The sequence below is a fragment of the Mesorhizobium sp. B2-2-4 genome (assembly GCF_006442375.1).
GTDB lineage: Bacteria > Pseudomonadota > Alphaproteobacteria > Rhizobiales > Rhizobiaceae > Mesorhizobium.
In genome coordinates this window covers 57875-73024 of the sequence record NZ_VFWB01000016.1, presented here as the reverse complement: position 1 = coordinate 73024, position 15150 = coordinate 57875, and the positions used below count along the sequence as shown (strand labels likewise).

Below are 15150 nucleotides of genomic sequence, written 5' to 3'. Positions count from 1 at the left end.
CCGCACTGCCAGTTGCCATAGCCATATTTCCGGAATCTATCGCATGACCTTCGACCTTTCCGGCCGCGTTGCGGTCGTCACCGGCGCCTCGCGCGGCATCGGTTACTTCATCGCCAGGGAACTGGCTGCCGCCGGCGCCCACGTCATTGCCGTGGCGCGCACCGTGGGCGGGCTGGAAGAACTCGACGACCAGATCAAGGCCGAGCGCGACAAAACCGGCAAGGGCGAAGCGACGCTGGTGCCGCTCGACCTTGCCGACATGGCCGGCATCGACCGCCTGGGCGGCGCCATCCATGAGCGGTGGGGCAAGCTCGACATTCTCGTCGCCAATGCGGGCGTGCTCGGCGTGATCTCGCCGATCGGCCATGTCGAGGCGAAAACCTTCGAGAAGGTGATGACCATCAACGTCACCTCGACCTGGCGGCTGATCCGCTCGGTCGACCCACTGCTGCGGCTCTCCGACGCCGGCCGGGCCATCATCCTGTCGTCCAACGCTGCTCACTCGGCGCGCGCCTTCTGGGCGCCCTACGCGGCTTCCAAGGCGGCGGTCGAGACGATGATGCGCTCCTGGGCACATGAGACGCAGAGCCTGCCCTTGCGCGTCAATGCCGCCGATCCGGGGGCCACCCGCACCGCGATGCGCGCGCAGGCCGTGCCCGGCGAGGACCCGGAAACGCTGCCGCATCCCTCCGAGATCGCCAAACGCATCGTGCCGCTGGCAAGCCCCGATCTGAAAGAGACAGGATTGATCTTCCAGGCCAAGCACAACCGTTTCGTCGCCTACCGACAGCCGGAATAGCCGCATCTTTTTTATCGGAAGAATTCGGCTCCGGGCGGCGTTCCTCGAATGTACATTCGAAGCTCAAACCCGGAGGACCGACATGCGCAGACTTATTCTCATCGCCGCCACCGCCATTGCCTCAGCCTTGGCCGCCGGCACAGCCTTGTCACAAGATGCCAAGATGAGCTTCTTCGTCACCAGCGTCGGCTCGGGCAAAGGGGCAGACCTCGGCGGCCTGAAGGGCGCCGACGCGCATTGCGCCTCGCTGGCGGAAGCAGCCGGCGTCACCGGCAAGACCTGGGCCGCATATCTGTCGACCAGCACCGAGGATGCGCGCGACCGCATCGGCAAGGGACCGTGGGTGAATGCCAAGGGCGTCAAGATAGCCGACGACGTCGCCTCGCTGCACGGCGATGCCAACGGCATCACCAAGCAGACGGCGCTCACCGAGAAAGGCGAGATGGTGAACGGCCGCGGCGACACGCCGAACCGCCACGATATGCTGACCGGCTCGAAACCCGACGGCACCAGGATCGCCGACCAGACCTGCGGTGACTGGACGATGAGCGGCACGGAAGGGGCAGCCATGATGGGCCATCACGACCGCACCGGGCTCGACGATTCAGCTGCCGCCAAATCCTGGAACTCTTCGCATGCTTCGCGCGGCGGCTGCGGCCAAGAGGCGCTGAAAGGCACCGGCGGCGACGGCCTGTTCTATTGTTTCGCAACGAATTGACCAGACCTCGCCCGCCCCGCCACATCACGCGGCTGTGATGTGGCGGCGGAAAGCTGAGTCGCGGTCATGCTTTCGTCATTTCCGCAGAGTTGATAGGATCGCATAGATTCCCACAACAAGCCCGGCTGGGCAGAGCAAGGAAATTCCCATGGCTTCGAGCGTAGCGTTGGTCTGGTACCTGGTAATCGCCGGCCCGCAAGGCGGCATGGTCGTGTTGCCCAGCACGTTCGACAAGCGCGAACAATGCACCGCCGCCATCACCGAATACCAGAAGCAGCCGACCCCGACCGGCTGGTCGCTGCAATGCGTGCCGAGCGCGTCACCCTTCACCGATGAGGGCGACGCGGAGGAACCGGCAGCGCAGTAAGGCGCGATGCGGCGTCAGCGCCGTGCGCTGACCGTCAGCTCCGGCTTCTGGTTGATGGTCTGGAACACCACGCAGTAGCGTTCGGTCAGCTTCAGCAAGGAATCGATGCGCTCCTGCGGCTCATCGGTGTCGAGACTGAAATTCAGTCTGATGGCGCGAAAACCGACCGGCGCATCCTTGGCAACGCCAAGCGTGCCGCGAAAATCAAGGTCGCCTTCGGCCTCGACCGTGGCGGCGCCGAGCTTGAATTCGAGCGCCGTCGCCACCGCCTTGAGCGTCACGCCGGCGCAGGCCACAAGTGCCTCCAGCAGCATGTCGCCCGAGCAAAGCTCGAGCCCCGAGCCGCCGGTTGCGGGATGCAGACCGGCAATCGCGAGAGCCCTGCCCGTCTCGACCTTGCAGGCGATCGACTGGTCATCGAGACTGCCTCTGGCCCTGAGCGTGATGAGCGCGCGCGAAGCATCATCGCGATAGGTCTCTTTCAGCGGCGCCTGCATGGCCTTCAGTGCGGTGGCGTTCATTTCGCTGCCCCTTTCGACGATCGTTTCTGGCGCTGGCATGCGTCAACCCACCGAGATTTGACCCGATCACACCGGAAAGCAAACATAATCATCGCGTTGGGACACAGGCGCGCAATCACTATCCCAAATGGACATTGACGGACGAGGTCTCAAAGACCGTCTGAGCCGTGCGAGTGCCGTCGTCCCATTTTTTGGTGACCGACTCGGGTCAACAAGGGCTGGCGATGGGCAGTCGGGTGTGCCAACGGTTTCTCCTGATAGGAATTTTTTCTTGCCAGGGTGAAGGCAGCTATGGTACATTTCTGGTTATGGTGCTGAGTTGCGCCACGGACCCGCCGTACAGGCGGTTTTTTTCATTCAATGCTCTCTCAATAGCGCGTCGAGAAGGCTTGCACGGAACCCGCTGACCCGGATTCGTTGCTTGATGGCGGGCGATCCGTCTTCAGCCGGACAAGCCTTTCCTTTGACTTCGATCGCATCGGCTATAGCTATGCGACAAGCGTTCTCGCGGAGGCGTCATGCCGTTCAAGTTGAAACTGATCTCTCTCATCCTGCTGATGCTTGCTGCCTTCGCACAGCCTGTCCTGGCTGAAACGCCGGAGAGGCCGGCGCCGACCGGCGGTGTGCTGTCGCTGCTGCCGCCGCCGCAGGTCACCAGCCATTCGATCACGGTTGCCGGACGCAAGCTGGACTATCAGGCCAAGACCGGCACGCTGTCGCTGCTTTCAGGCAAGGCCGACGTCACGGCGGAGATTTTTTATGTCGCCTATACGCTGCGGCCACCGGCCGACGCGGCAAAAACGGCACCACGCCCCATTACCTTCGTCTTCAATGGCGGCCCCGGGGCGGCTTCCGCCTATCTGCATCTCGGTGCGCTCGGTCCGCGCATCATCACGACCGGAGCCGATGGCGAATTCCTGCCGCCGCCGCAAAAGATCATCGACAATCCGGACAGCTGGCTCGACATGACCGACCTCGTCTTTGTCGATCCGGTCGGCACCGGCTACAGCCGCGAGGCTCCCGGGCAGAACACCCACGACTTCTGGGGCGTCAACCAGGACGCCAGCTCAATCGGCGCCTTCATCCGGCTCTATCTGGCCCAGAACGGCCGCAGCAGCTCGCCGCTTTTCCTGGCCGGAGAAAGCTATGGCGGGTTTCGCGCGGCGCTGCTCGCCAGGACTTTGCAGGAAGATGTCGGCCTTAGCCCGAGCGGCATCGTGCTGATCTCGCCGGCGCTGGAATTCATGCTGGTGCAACCCGACGAATTCGAGCCGCTGCACTGGGCTCTCGAACTCCCCTCGCTGGCGTCGGTGCGGCTCAGTGCCGACGGCGTTACCGGCGAGGCGCTGCGGGCGCAGTTGGCCGCGGTCGAGCGCTATGCGCTTGGCGACTACCTCACGGCGCTGGCCAGCGGGCTGGAGCAAGGCGGGCGGCTGGCGAGCCAGCGGGTGGCCGAGATCACCGGCCTGCCCCTCGACCTCGTGCAGCGGAATTTCGCGCGTATACCGACCAGCCTTTTCGCGAGGGAGTTTGCCCGCTCGAAAAGCAAGGTGCTCAGCCCCTATGACGCCATGATCGGCACGGCCGACATCGCTCCTGAAAGCGCTCGCACCGCCGGACCCGATCCTGTGCTCGACCGCAGCGTTCCAGCATTGACCTCGGCTTTTGTCGGCTATGCCCGCGACGAATTGAACTACCACACCGATGTCAGCTACCGGCTGCTCAATGGCGAGATCAGCCGCAATTGGGAATACGGCACATCGCGGCAGGGCTATGCCGGCGTGATGAACGATCTGCAGCGGGCGCGCTCGCTCAATCCCGCGCTCGGCGTCGTCATCGTCAACGGCTACACCGACCTCGTCACGCCCTATCTGGCATCTCGCTATCTGGTGAACCAGGTACCGACGCTCGCCGGTGCAAAGCCCATCCGCGTCGATGTGCTGGACGGAGGACACATGATGTATTTCAGGCCGGACGGAAGGCGGGCGCTCAAGGCAGCGGCGGCGGAGCTTTACCAAGCGACGCAGTAAGCGTCGCTTGGAAACACCGGAGTGACGGGCAGTCCGCGATACGCTGGCGGGACAGTTCGCTCCTCTGTCCTCCAGGCAAAGGAGCCGCGAAGGACATCGCAGTTCATCTTGGCCGCCGGCTGCCTTCAACCGGCCTGCGGCGCCGAAGCGATCTCACACCCGTGGCTGTGACTTCACATGGGCAATGTAGCCGCGCACGTCGCTAGCCGGGTCTGCATAGGCCTTGCCGAGCTTCTTCTCCATCGCGGCCATGTAGTCGCTGGCCCATTCGGGCAGGGCATAGTCGATGACGGCGAGAAATTCGAGTGTCGCCGCCAGGCGGATATCGGCGATAGACGGGTTCTTGCCTCCAATGAAGGGCTTGCCGTCCCTGAAGAAGGAGTGGAACACCTCCAGCGGTTCGGAGATGGCGGCGATCGCCGCCTTCTGGGCCTCGGCCTTCCTGTCGGGATGAGCGTCGCTGTGGCCGACCTCTCCGGCATATTGCGGGAAACCGAGCGCCGGATAGGTGGCGCGCGCCACATAGGGATAGAGCGTGCCGATCAGGTAGAACATGGCGCTGTCGATCATCGCCCGCTTGGCAGGCGCCTTGGGGTAGAATTTCTCCAGCCCGTGCTTGTTGGCGAGATACTGCATGATGGCGCAGCTTTCCCAAAGCACCCCTCGCGGCAGGCCCTTGTCCTCGATCATCGGAGTCAGATGGGCCGGGTTGCGCGCCATGAATTCGGGCGAACGCGTGCTGCCCCAGGCGTCGGCCTCGGCATGGTCCAGCCCGGCGGCGCGGGCAAACACCCGAACCGTCATGTTGTTGACGCTCGGCTTCAGCATGCTGATCATCAGGGCGGGTTTCTTCGCCGACTTCCCCTTGGTCCTGGACGCGGCTTTGCCGGCAGTTGCTGCTTTTGACGTCGCCTTGGCCGAAGGCTTTGCCGATATTTTTGGCGCCGGCTTGGTTGAAGCTTTTGCTGCTGGTTTTGCCATAGCCTTTGGTGTGCCCTTAGCTGCCGGCTTCCTCGCACCCTTCGTCGCTGTCTTTGCCATGTGTTCCTCCCTTTGCTTATTCAAAAATCAATACGGATTGCGCGGCGCCCTGTCGGCCGACAATGTCGCGCGCGAGCGCTCGACCAGCGCCTGGATGGCGTCGGCCAGATGCGCCTCGGCGATGTTGTAGTCGCCACGCGCGACGCGGAGCTTGTGCGCTTCCATCAGCACGTCGGCATGGCTAAAGCCGGCCGGCGGCTCGAAACGGTAGGAAGCAAGTTCGATCAGCAGGCCAAGCGGATCCTCGAAATAGATCGAATCCATGAAACCGCGGTCCTTGACGCCACTGTGCTTGATGGCGCGCTCGTCAAGCCGGGCGACCGCCTGCAGGAAGGTCACGCGCGACACGGCAAAGGCGATGTGGTGGACGCAGCCCGTGTCGGTCGGCGTGCGGCGCTTTGCCGGCGTGCGGGTCTCGTCGGTAAAGATGGTGATCAGCCGCCCGTCGCCCGGATCGAAATAGAGATGGCTTTCGGCTGCCTTGTCGAGGTTGGGTTGCTCGAAAATGAATGGCATGCCCAGCACGCCTTCCCAGAAATCGATCGACGTCTGGCGACCGGCGCCGACCAGCGTGATGTGATGGACGCCTTGCGATTGCAGTTTCTGCATTGCGTTCTCCCCCTGATGTCGGCGTTTCGATATCCGTAAGTGCCGGCTGTCAGCCCGCCGCCATGATGCGAATGGCGTCTCTTATGCGAGCGCTGGCTTCCTGATCCGCGCCGTTCCCTTGGCTCGCCGAACCTTACGCGCCGGCTTTGTGAGACGATGCTAAACCAATCAGTCGCGCCGCGCCAGAAGCCGCATCCGGGATCGGCCCTGCCCCAACGCAAGCACGGCGCTGGAGCAGCGCCATGCAAGGTTTCGCCCCTATAGCTGGCGGGAGCGGAGCCGACAGGGGCCGGAGCCGTTTTCACACAAGGCCGCTTGTCGCATGGCCGATGTCGCCATTCTCGAAACACGCGAAAGGGTTCTCGCCGGTATCCTCCTGACCGGCGCCGCCTATTTGCTTTTTTCGACGCAGGACGCTTCGATCAAGCTGCTGGTAGCCGGCATGAGCGTCTGGCAGATCCTGTTCTTCCGCAGCATCACCATACTGACCGCCTGCGCGGCGATCGGCGGACGGCATCTCTATGCGGAGACGGCGCGGTCGCCGATCGTGTGGCCGATGCTGTTGCGCAGCGTCTTCACCCTGGCGGCGTGGCTTTGTTATTACAATGCCGCGCGCAGCCTGCAGCTCGCCGAACTGACCACCGTCTATTACGCGGCCCCGATCATCGTCACCGTGCTTTCGGTGGTGATGCTTGGCGAAAAAGTGCCAATGCTGCGCTGGCTGGCGGTGGCAATCGGCTTCGCCGGCGTCTTTGTCGCCTGTGACCCTGCCCATCTCGGGCTGTCCGTGCCGGTGCTGCTGGTGCTGGCCGCCGCTTTCCTGTGGGGCATCGCCATCGTGCTGTTGCGCAAGACAGCACTTGCCGAGCGCTCGATGATCCAGCTCATGCTCAACAATTTCTATTTCCTGATATTCTCGGCGGTGCCCGCGCTGCTCTGGTGGAAGATGCCCGGCTGGAGCGAACTGCTTCTGCTTGCCAGCGTCGGCGCGCTCGGCGGCTTGGCGCAGTATCTTCTCTTCGAAGGCATGAAACGGACGCCGGCCTCGATCATCGCGCCGCTGGAATACACTTCGCTGTTGTGGGCCTTCGCGCTCGGCTTCGCCATCTGGGGCGACGTGCCGCGTCGCGAAGTGTTTTTCGGCGCTGCTCTCATCATCACCGCAGGGCTCCTGATCGTCGGCGGCGAGCATTTCCGCAAACGGCTGTGACGGGCCAGACTGCTGACACTACGATGTCAGGACAGAACCACGTAAATTGGCTTTCATGACCGATGTAGCAGCCGCCACCGACACCGCAGAACGGACACTTGGCATCATCCTGGTGTCGTCGTCGGCGGCGGTGTTCGGATTGACCGGCGTGCTGACCAAATCGATCCATGCCGATCCGCTGACCATCACCTGCTGGCGCGGTTTCGTCGGCTCGATCCTGATCAGCCTCTATGTGCGGTGGCGCCGCCACCGCTCCGGCAACCGCGAAACGCTGCGGCTCGGCTGGCGCGGCTGGCTGCTGGCGGTGGAAGGCGCGCTGGCCAGCATCGCCTTCATCTGCGCCTTCAAATTCACCTTCGTCGCCAATGTCACGGTCATCTACGCGACGTCGCCTTTCATTGCCGCGCTGCTCGCCTTCCTGCTGGTGCGCGAGCCCTTCCGCCCTTCAGACGATGTTAGCCGCCGCCGTCTCGCTTTGCGGCGTTGCGGTCATGGTCTGGTCGAGCTTCGGCACAGGCAATCTGTTCGGAGACGGGCTGGCGCTGCTGATGACGATCGGCAGCGCGCTCTACATGATCATGGTGCGCGCCTTCCGCGACACGCCGGCGGTCTGGGCAGGCGCGGTCTCGGCCCTGCTGTTGTTCATACTCGGCTGGTTCGTCACCGACCCGCTTGCCGTCTCGGCAAGGGATGCCGTGCTGCTCGTCGCCTTCGGCTCGAGCTTCGCACTCTCCTCGATCCTGTGGACGGAAGGCGCGCGGCTCATCCCGGCGGCTGAATCCGGCCTGCTCGGCTCTGCCGAAGTGCCGTTCGCGATCCTGTTTGCGTTCCTTTTCCTGGCCGAGATACCGCCCATGGCCAGCATGATCGGCGGCGCGATCGTGCTTTGCGCGGTCTTTGCCCATGCCGGCCGCGACTGGCTGTCCGCAAAGCAGCAACAAGCGCCAGGGCCGTTGTGAAAGCCGAGCCCAAAAAAATTTGCGCAGTCACGGAACCATCATCCCGTTCGGGCATTGTTGAGCCGACGGACCACCCCCCGAGTCCCCCCAAACCCCTCGGTCCGTCCTACTCCAAGCCGACCGCAAGGTCGGCTTTTTCTTTGGCCCGCGCGGGACGACAGGCGGCTGTCAGCCAAAAAAGTCCTGGCACAGCCAGGCCGGTGCCGAGCAGTGCGGCCAGATCCCGCGCCGGGTTCTCGGCATCGGCGCGCAGCCGGATGGCGAATTCGGCAACGGGCACGGGCGGCAGGTCGAACGTGCGCGGTGCTTCGACGATGCCGGAATGGGCAAAGCGCGCGGTGCGCAGCGTCAGCGCAATGCCGGCCTTGACCGCCGTGCGCAGGCCGGCCAGGCTCGCGCTGCCGGCCGCAACGCGATAGCGCCGGCCGGCCGAATCGAGCGCCGAGATCGCCGCTTCGCGGAAGCCGCAATGCGGATCGAGCAGCGCAAGCGGCAATTCGTCCTGTCGCGCAGCCAGCCCTTTTTGCGAACACAGCCACATCATCGGCTCGCGCAGCAGGCCGATTTCGTCCGGCGTCGCAGCTTGCCGCATAACGATCGCCAGATCCAGGCTACCGCCCTGAAGGGCTTGCGCCAGCTCGGCGGAGCGGCCGACGCGCAGCTCGATCCTGACGCGCGGATGGCTTTCAGCGAAGGCACGCAGCAGATCGGGCAAGCCGCTGTCGGCGAAATCCTGTGTCGTGCCGATCGCGATGCGTCCATCGGCCTTTGCGCCCTTCAGGCCGAGCCAGGCTTCACGATGCGCTGCAAGGATACGCCGGGCATGGCCGACAAGCTCCTCACCGGTCGGCGTCAGGCTGCGGCCCCTGCCCTGCGGTGCCAGCAGCGGTTCGCCGACAGCCTCTTCCAGCCGCTGCATCTGCGCCGTCACAGCCGACGGTGAACGGCCGACGATAGAGGCCGCCTGCGCCAGCGAGCCGCCGTCGGCGAAGGCGAGGAATGTCCTCAAGAGGTCGGGATCGAGCGTTTTCATGATTCGATATTATCGAAGTATTCTCTGAAAACAATTCGATTTTCATGTTTCCTGGTTGGTGACAGGGTTGCGTCATCGGCTGACAGAGGCCGCCAGAACCAAGGAGAAGGACAATGCCCATCATCAACGTCAGCGTCACCGGGAAGCCCGACGCCACGCTGTCCGCCAGGATCGCCGAGGAGGCGACCGAACTCACCGCCACGCACCTTCGCAAGGATCCGACCATAACGGCGGTTGCCGTCTCCTATCTCGATCCGCAGCACTGGTTCGCCGGCGGCACATCGCTGGCCGAGCATGGGACCAATACGTTCTGGCTCGACATCAAGGTGGTCGACGGCACCAACACCAAGCTCGAGCTGGAAGCCTATCTCAAGGCGATCTTCGCCGCCTTCGGGCGCCTGCTCGGGTCCGTGCACGAAGAAAGCTACGCCTTCGTCCACGAAGTGCCGGCCGCGGCCTACGGTTATGGCGGCAAAACGCAGGAATTCCGCTTCATCAGCGGGAGACTGAAGACGGCGTAAAGGATGTCGCTTTGCCCCTCCCTTCGTGAGAGGCGGCAAGAGGCCCTTGCGCATTGACCTTGCCCGCACATCGTCTAGGTTCTTGCCGAAGCGGCCGCAGAGCCGAGGTGCAAGGAACGTTGGGAGAGACGCGGCATGATCCTGACACTGGCGCTGCTTGCGGGTCTGGTCGTGGCCTGGCTGCTGATCGGGGTAGTGGAAAAGTTCCGCCTCGGCCTGCGCTTTGCCCAGGCGCTGCTCTACGTGCCGTTCAAGCTCGCGTACCGGATCAGCGACAGCCGCATGGCAATCGCGCGCGATGCGGCGGCGCCAGTCATCTATGTCATCTCACATCAGTCGCACTTCGAACCGGCGCTGATGCTGTCGCTGCTGCCTGACGACACGCTGCACATCCTCGACGGAGCCTCGGCCAGGGCACCATGGCTAGAGCCGTGGCGCGAGCTTGGCCGCACCATCGCCTTCAACGCCGAACACGTCTTCGTCAGCCGCAGGCTGGTGCGCGTGCTGAAGGGCAAGGGCCGGCTTGCCGTCTACCTGCCGGACGCGGTCGAGCCCGACGTCAAGTCGTTCCGGCTGTTTCGCGCTGTCACGCGCATCGCCATGCAGGCCGATGCCCGCATCGTGCCGATCTTCGTCGGCGGCGCCCGCGACCTTCCGGTCTCGTTGACGCCGGCCAGCATCGTGCCCCGGCGCTGGTTCCCGCGCCTGTCGATCAGCGCATTGGAACCAATGACCATTGCCGAGCTGGTGGCGCGCATTCCCGAGCAGGCCTCGAACACCAACGCGCTGTTCGACCGCTTCGCCGAGGCGCGCTTCGCAGCCGCCGATCTCGATCGCGGCCTGTTCCTGGCCATGCGTGACGCCGCAACCAGGGTCGGCGCATCGCATCCGATCATCGAGGACGTCGTCTCGGGCGCGCTCAGCTATCGAAAACTGTTTATCGGCGCGCGCGTGCTGGGCAGGCGTTTCGAGACGGTGACGGCGCCCGGCGAAGCGGTCGGCCTGCTCCTGCCCAACGCCAATGGCGTGGTGCTGTCCCTGGTCGGGCTGCTCTCGGCCGGGCGGGTGGCCGCGATGATCAACTACACCGCGGGTCCGGCCAGCGTCACCGCCGCCATCCGCACGGCGGTGATCCGCACGGTCGTCTCCTCCCGCGCCTTCATCGAGAAGGCCGACCTCGGCGATATCGTGACGGCGGTCGAAAAGGGCGGCGCGAAATTTCTCTGGCTGGAGGATACACGCGCAAGCGTGACGGCGCTGGAAAAGCTTACCGCCGCCTTGCTGTGGCGCTGGCCGCTGCAGCGCCAGGACGCAGCCAAACCCGCGGTCATCCTGTTCACCTCCGGTTCGGAAGGCACGCCGAAGGCGGTGGTGCTGTCGCACAAGAACCTTTACGCCAACGCCATGCAGGCGGAAGCCCGTATCACCATCTCGCCGGCCGATATCCTGCTCAACGTATTGCCTGTGTTCCACTCCTTCGGGCTGACGGGCGGCACCATCCTGCCGCTGGTTACAGGCGTAAAGCTGTTCCTTTACCCTTCGCCTCTCCATTACAAGATCATCCCCGAGATCGCCCGTAAGGTGAAGCCGACGGTCATGTTCGGCACCGACACTTTCCTCGCCAATTACGCGCGCACCGCCAAGGACGGCGATTTTTCCAGCCTGCGCTTCGTCGTCGCCGGCGCCGAAGCGGTGAAGCCGGAAACCCGCCGCACCTATCGCGAGCGTTTCCAGGCCGAGATCATCGAAGGCTTTGGGCTGACCGAGGCCGCGCCCGTGGTTGCCGTCAACACCGCCATCCATAGCCGCGACGGCACCGTCGGGCGGCTGCTGCCGGCCATCCGCATGAAGCTCGAACCCGTCGACGGCATCGATGGCGCCGGCCGTCTGTGGCTCGACGGCCCGAATATGATGATGGGCTACATGACCGCCGACCGACCGGGCGAATTGCAGCGGCTCGAGGGCTGGCACGACACCGGCGACATCGTCTCGGTCGACCGCGAGGGCTTCATCACCATTCGCGGCCGGGCCAAGCGTTTCGCCAAGATCGCCGGCGAGATGGTGTCGCTGGGTGCGGTCGAGATGCTGGTGCAGTCGCTGTGGCCGGAAGAGCGCCATGCCGCCGTGGCGGTGCCCGACAAACGGCGCGGCGAGCGCATCGTGCTGGTGACCACCGCCGACGATGCGAGTGCCGAGGAACTGCGCCAATTCGGCAAGAAGGCCGGGGCGGCCGAACTGATGGTGCCCAACGACATCGTCAAGGTGGAAGAGATCCCGGCGCTGGGCTCGGGCAAGACCGACTACGTGTCGGCCCGCAGACTGGCCATCGATCGTCTGGGGCTGAGTGCGGCGGCGTAGGCGAACGGCCTGAAGGGTCGTCTCGCCTAAATCGCAGGGCCCGGGCGCAAAGCGCTGGCCTTCAATGCACCCTCTGTCGCCTTCAAAGAGGGATAACAGCGTTATCCTATATCCGAAGGCGGCACCTGCTCGCCTTCCAGCCTGGCGCGCTTCGAATAGGCACGCACGCTGAACGGCAGGAAGAGGAGATAACCGGCGACGGAGGCCGTCAGCGTGTACCAGGGATAGGTCATCAAGAGCAGGATATAGAGCACGACCCCCAGGATGACGGGCAATACCTTGTCACCCGGCACCTTGATGCTCTTACCCGAATAGACCGGCAAACGGCTGACCAGCAGGAAGGCGACCAGTACGGTGAAGCCGGTGGCGATGAAGGCGGCCGGGCGGCCGGGCTCCAGCCCAAGCCGCAGGAAATACAGATAAAGCGGCAGCATCACCAGCACGGCGCCCGCCGGCGCCGGTACCCCAACGAAATATTCGGTCTGCCATGCCGGCCGCTCGGCCTTTTCCTCGTCAAGAACATTGAAGCGGGCGAGCCGCATGCCGCAGGCGATGGTGAACAAAAGGGCGGCAATCCAGCCCGGCGATCCCGCGCGGTCGAGCAGGAAAGCGTAAAGCACCAGCGCGGGCGCGACGCCGAAATTGACGATGTCGGCCAGCGAATCCATCTGCGCGCCGAATTTCGACGTCGCCTTCAGCATTCGCGCCAACCGGCCGTCTATGCCGTCGAGGAACGCGGCGAGCAGCACCATGACCACCGCGGGCTCGAAGCGGTTCTCGAAAGCGAAGCGGATGCCGGACAAGCCGGCACAGATGGCGAGCACCGTAACCAGATTGGGCAGCACCATGCGCATCGGGATTTCGCGGATGCGCGGGCCGCCGCTGGCATGCGCCTCGAATTTCTTGAACGGCGCGCCCACCGGTCAGGAGATCCGCACGAGAGGCGTGGCGGCGATACCGCCGAATTCCGCCAGCACCGTTTCGCCGGCGACCGCCGTCTGGCCGACGGCCACGCGTGGTGTCGCCGCCTCCGGCAGGAAGACGTCGACGCGCGAGCCGAAGCGGATCAGGCCGAAACGCTCGCCGATGGCGATCGAGCCGCCGGTCTCGGCCCAGCAGACGATGCGCCGCGCCACGAGGCCAGCGATCTGCACTGCCGCGACGGTGCCGTTGGGGCTGTCGATGACCAGCCCGTTGCGCTCGTTCTCGGTGCTTGCCTTGTCGAGTTCGGCATTGAGGAATTTCCCCGGCCGATGCTCGATACGGGAAATCTTGCCGCGCACCGGGGCGCGGTTCACGTGGCAGGAAAAGACGTTCATGAACACCGATATGCGGGTCATTTCGGCATTGCCGAGGCCAAGCTCGCGCGGCGGCACGGCCGGGCCGACCGCCGAGATGACGCCATCGGCGGGGCTCACCACCAGACTGTCATCGACCGGCGTCACCCGCTCGGGATCGCGGAAGAAATAGGCGCACCAGGCGGTGAGGATGAGCCCGATCCAAAACAGGATCGAGGAGAAATAGCCGAGGAAAAGCGTGCCCGCGCCGAAGGCGGCGATGAACGGATAGCCCTCGCGATGGATCGGTACGAACGCGTTCTTGACCGTATCGACAAGGCTCATGGGATGGGGCAGTCCCTGTTTCAGGTTCGGCCTCAATAACCGAAACACCCTCTGCCCGCAACGCGACAATGGGGAAGGAGGGTGGACGAGCTAGCCCGCAGCAGCGGAACGATCAAAGTGCTCGGCGAGTTCCGGGATTGTAGCGTCGGCAAGCTTTTCGTTATCTTTGCCACGCAAGAGCACACTACCATTCCACGAAGACAGCAAGAGGAAGGCCCGGTCAGACGCCAACACCACCCAGTTCACGACCACGCCTTCCGCCGTTTGCACGATTGAGTTCGCTGAAACGATGGCGTCCGTCGGGTCGAATCCGGCTTTGCGCAGTAGAAGGTCGACAGCAGCCGGGGCATGATACTGCTCAGCCAATTCGACAACCATTTTGATTTCCGAGCCTTCAGCGTGGCCAAGTCGGTTGCCTACTCGCGGAGCGATGGCTCCCAAAGAATTCTCACCCGGGCGTATGACCGGTGGGTCTTCCGCCGCGATGTATTCGTAGATATCGGCGTGCGTCTCAGTTGCAACGCATAGCCGAGGCTCCTTCGCACTGGTACGCAGTTGGAAAACCATCTGCATCTCACCCCCGACATCCAGCATTCTTGCCATGCCAAAGCCCAATCTGACCTCAGGCGGAGACACCTTGGCGCAGGCGAGACCGGCCCCAACGTCGCGCCAGCCGATCATCTGGCGCACCAGCTTGCTAATCGAACGATGAAGAAGCCTGGCTTCGCGTTGCGGGTTGGCCATCACCAGACCGTGTATAACATCGCTGTAGTCGTCATCTTCGACAATCTGTAGATCAGGCCACGAGACGATCCAGCGCGCCAAGAAACCCTGCATCGGTGCAGCCTCATCTGCGTGGTAGAACTCACCGTCAAGCGCATCCAGAAAATCGTCGCAACCACCCTCGAAGCCCGTTTGTTCGGCCGCCTCATCGGGATGCTCGGCAATCCAGGAGGACATCTTTTCCAAAGTCGCCAATTGGCCGCTCGCACCGCTAGCAGCGAGTCCAACTCGGGCGTTCGTGATCATGGCGTTGGTTTCCTCTGCGCCATTGTAGATGAATTGACTGTGCCCGCCATTCTTCACCTCAGCCGAGTACGAGTTTGCGTGGGAAACCTGCATCGCCCTCGGGCTGATCTCCGGATATCGGTAGAGCCCTTCATAAGTCATGGTATGGATGAAAATCTCAACGGCGAAGACGAGTTCCGAGGGGCTATCGATTGCCTTTTCTACTGTTGAACGGCGCACAAAAACCGGCAGCGGCAGCCTGACCTGTGGCCACCTGGCAGCATTCGGCGCGAGTTTTTCAGACGTTTTTTTAGACTTGCGAAAGAAAAATCCGAACATCGAAAATGCTTTCAT

At 63.7% G+C, this 15150-nt stretch carries 14 protein-coding genes and 1 pseudogene; 8 read left to right on the top strand and 7 right to left on the bottom strand.

Annotation, left to right across the window (positions count from 1 at the left end):
• Positions 1–43: 43 nt before the first annotated feature.
• From FJ959_RS29020 to FJ959_RS29010, 3 genes are all read left to right on the top strand, one after another.
• Entirely contained in the window at positions 44–799 is a 756-nt protein-coding gene (locus FJ959_RS29020; protein WP_140633410.1) for an SDR family NAD(P)-dependent oxidoreductase, read from the top strand.
• Positions 800–881: 82 nt separating this feature from the next.
• Positions 882–1517, top strand: coding sequence for a hypothetical protein (locus tag FJ959_RS29015; protein WP_140555762.1), 636 nt, complete (start codon positions 882–884; stop codon positions 1515–1517).
• Between the two features lie 148 nt (positions 1518–1665).
• Positions 1666–1884: a hypothetical protein gene (locus tag FJ959_RS29010; RefSeq protein WP_140633408.1), complete on the top strand. Its 219-nt coding sequence runs from the start codon at positions 1666–1668 to the stop codon at positions 1882–1884.
• Between the two features lie 14 nt (positions 1885–1898).
• Here FJ959_RS29010 and FJ959_RS29005 read toward each other — a convergent pair whose 3' ends face one another.
• Positions 1899–2405, bottom strand: coding sequence for an OsmC family protein (locus tag FJ959_RS29005; RefSeq protein ID WP_140633406.1), 507 nt, complete (start codon positions 2403–2405; stop codon positions 1899–1901).
• A 518-nt stretch (positions 2406–2923) separates the two neighbouring features.
• Between FJ959_RS29005 and FJ959_RS29000 the strand changes: the two genes are divergently transcribed.
• Positions 2924–4435 carry a peptidase S10 gene (locus FJ959_RS29000; protein ID WP_140633405.1) on the top strand — a complete coding sequence of 504 codons (1512 nt, stop codon included), beginning with the start codon at positions 2924–2926 and terminating at the stop codon, positions 4433–4435.
• 153 nt (positions 4436–4588) lie between these two features.
• On the opposite strand, the gene FJ959_RS28995 is transcribed toward FJ959_RS29000, so the two are convergent.
• A complete protein-coding gene (locus FJ959_RS28995) occupies positions 4589–5476 on the bottom strand; it encodes a glutathione S-transferase family protein (protein WP_140633403.1) in 888 nt (295 codons plus the stop codon).
• Positions 5477–5503: 27 nt separating this feature from the next.
• Complete coding sequence (locus tag FJ959_RS28990; RefSeq protein ID WP_140633401.1) at positions 5504–6085, bottom strand: VOC family protein; 582 nt, start codon at positions 6083–6085, stop codon at positions 5504–5506.
• Between the two features lie 322 nt (positions 6086–6407).
• Between FJ959_RS28990 and FJ959_RS28985 the strand changes: the two genes are divergently transcribed.
• Together FJ959_RS28985 and FJ959_RS28980 are read left to right on the top strand one after the other, a co-directional pair.
• Complete coding sequence (locus FJ959_RS28985) at positions 6408–7295, top strand: DMT family transporter (RefSeq protein WP_140633399.1); 888 nt, start codon at positions 6408–6410, stop codon at positions 7293–7295.
• Positions 7296–7350: 55 nt separating this feature from the next.
• Positions 7351–8254, top strand: a pseudogene (locus FJ959_RS28980) (DMT family transporter).
• Positions 8255–8360: 106 nt separating this feature from the next.
• Here FJ959_RS28980 and FJ959_RS28975 read toward each other — a convergent pair.
• Positions 8361–9287, bottom strand: coding sequence for a LysR substrate-binding domain-containing protein (locus tag FJ959_RS28975; RefSeq protein WP_140633397.1), 927 nt, complete (start codon positions 9285–9287; stop codon positions 8361–8363).
• A gap of 113 nt (positions 9288–9400) precedes the next feature.
• Between FJ959_RS28975 and FJ959_RS28970 the strand changes: the two genes are divergently transcribed.
• Both FJ959_RS28970 and FJ959_RS28965 read left to right on the top strand, forming a co-directional pair.
• On the top strand, positions 9401–9808 hold the full coding sequence (locus tag FJ959_RS28970) for a 4-oxalocrotonate tautomerase family protein (RefSeq protein WP_140633395.1): 408 nt from the start codon (positions 9401–9403) through the stop codon (positions 9806–9808).
• Positions 9809–9943: 135 nt separating this feature from the next.
• Positions 9944–12166: an AMP-binding protein gene (locus FJ959_RS28965; RefSeq protein ID WP_140633393.1), complete on the top strand. Its 2223-nt coding sequence runs from the start codon at positions 9944–9946 to the stop codon at positions 12164–12166.
• Between the two features lie 101 nt (positions 12167–12267).
• On the opposite strand, the gene FJ959_RS28960 is transcribed toward FJ959_RS28965, so the two are convergent.
• The 3 genes from FJ959_RS28960 to FJ959_RS28950 all read right to left on the bottom strand — a co-directional run bounded on the left by FJ959_RS28960 (position 12268) and on the right by FJ959_RS28950 (position 15150).
• A complete protein-coding gene (locus tag FJ959_RS28960) occupies positions 12268–13086 on the bottom strand; it encodes a phosphatidylcholine/phosphatidylserine synthase (protein WP_140562458.1) in 819 nt (272 codons plus the stop codon).
• A gap of 3 nt (positions 13087–13089) precedes the next feature.
• On the bottom strand, positions 13090–13788 hold the full coding sequence (locus FJ959_RS28955; protein WP_140520667.1) for a phosphatidylserine decarboxylase: 699 nt from the start codon (positions 13786–13788) through the stop codon (positions 13090–13092).
• Between the two features lie 90 nt (positions 13789–13878).
• Positions 13879–15150, bottom strand: coding sequence for a DUF4375 domain-containing protein (locus FJ959_RS28950; protein WP_140517831.1), 1272 nt, complete (start codon positions 15148–15150; stop codon positions 13879–13881).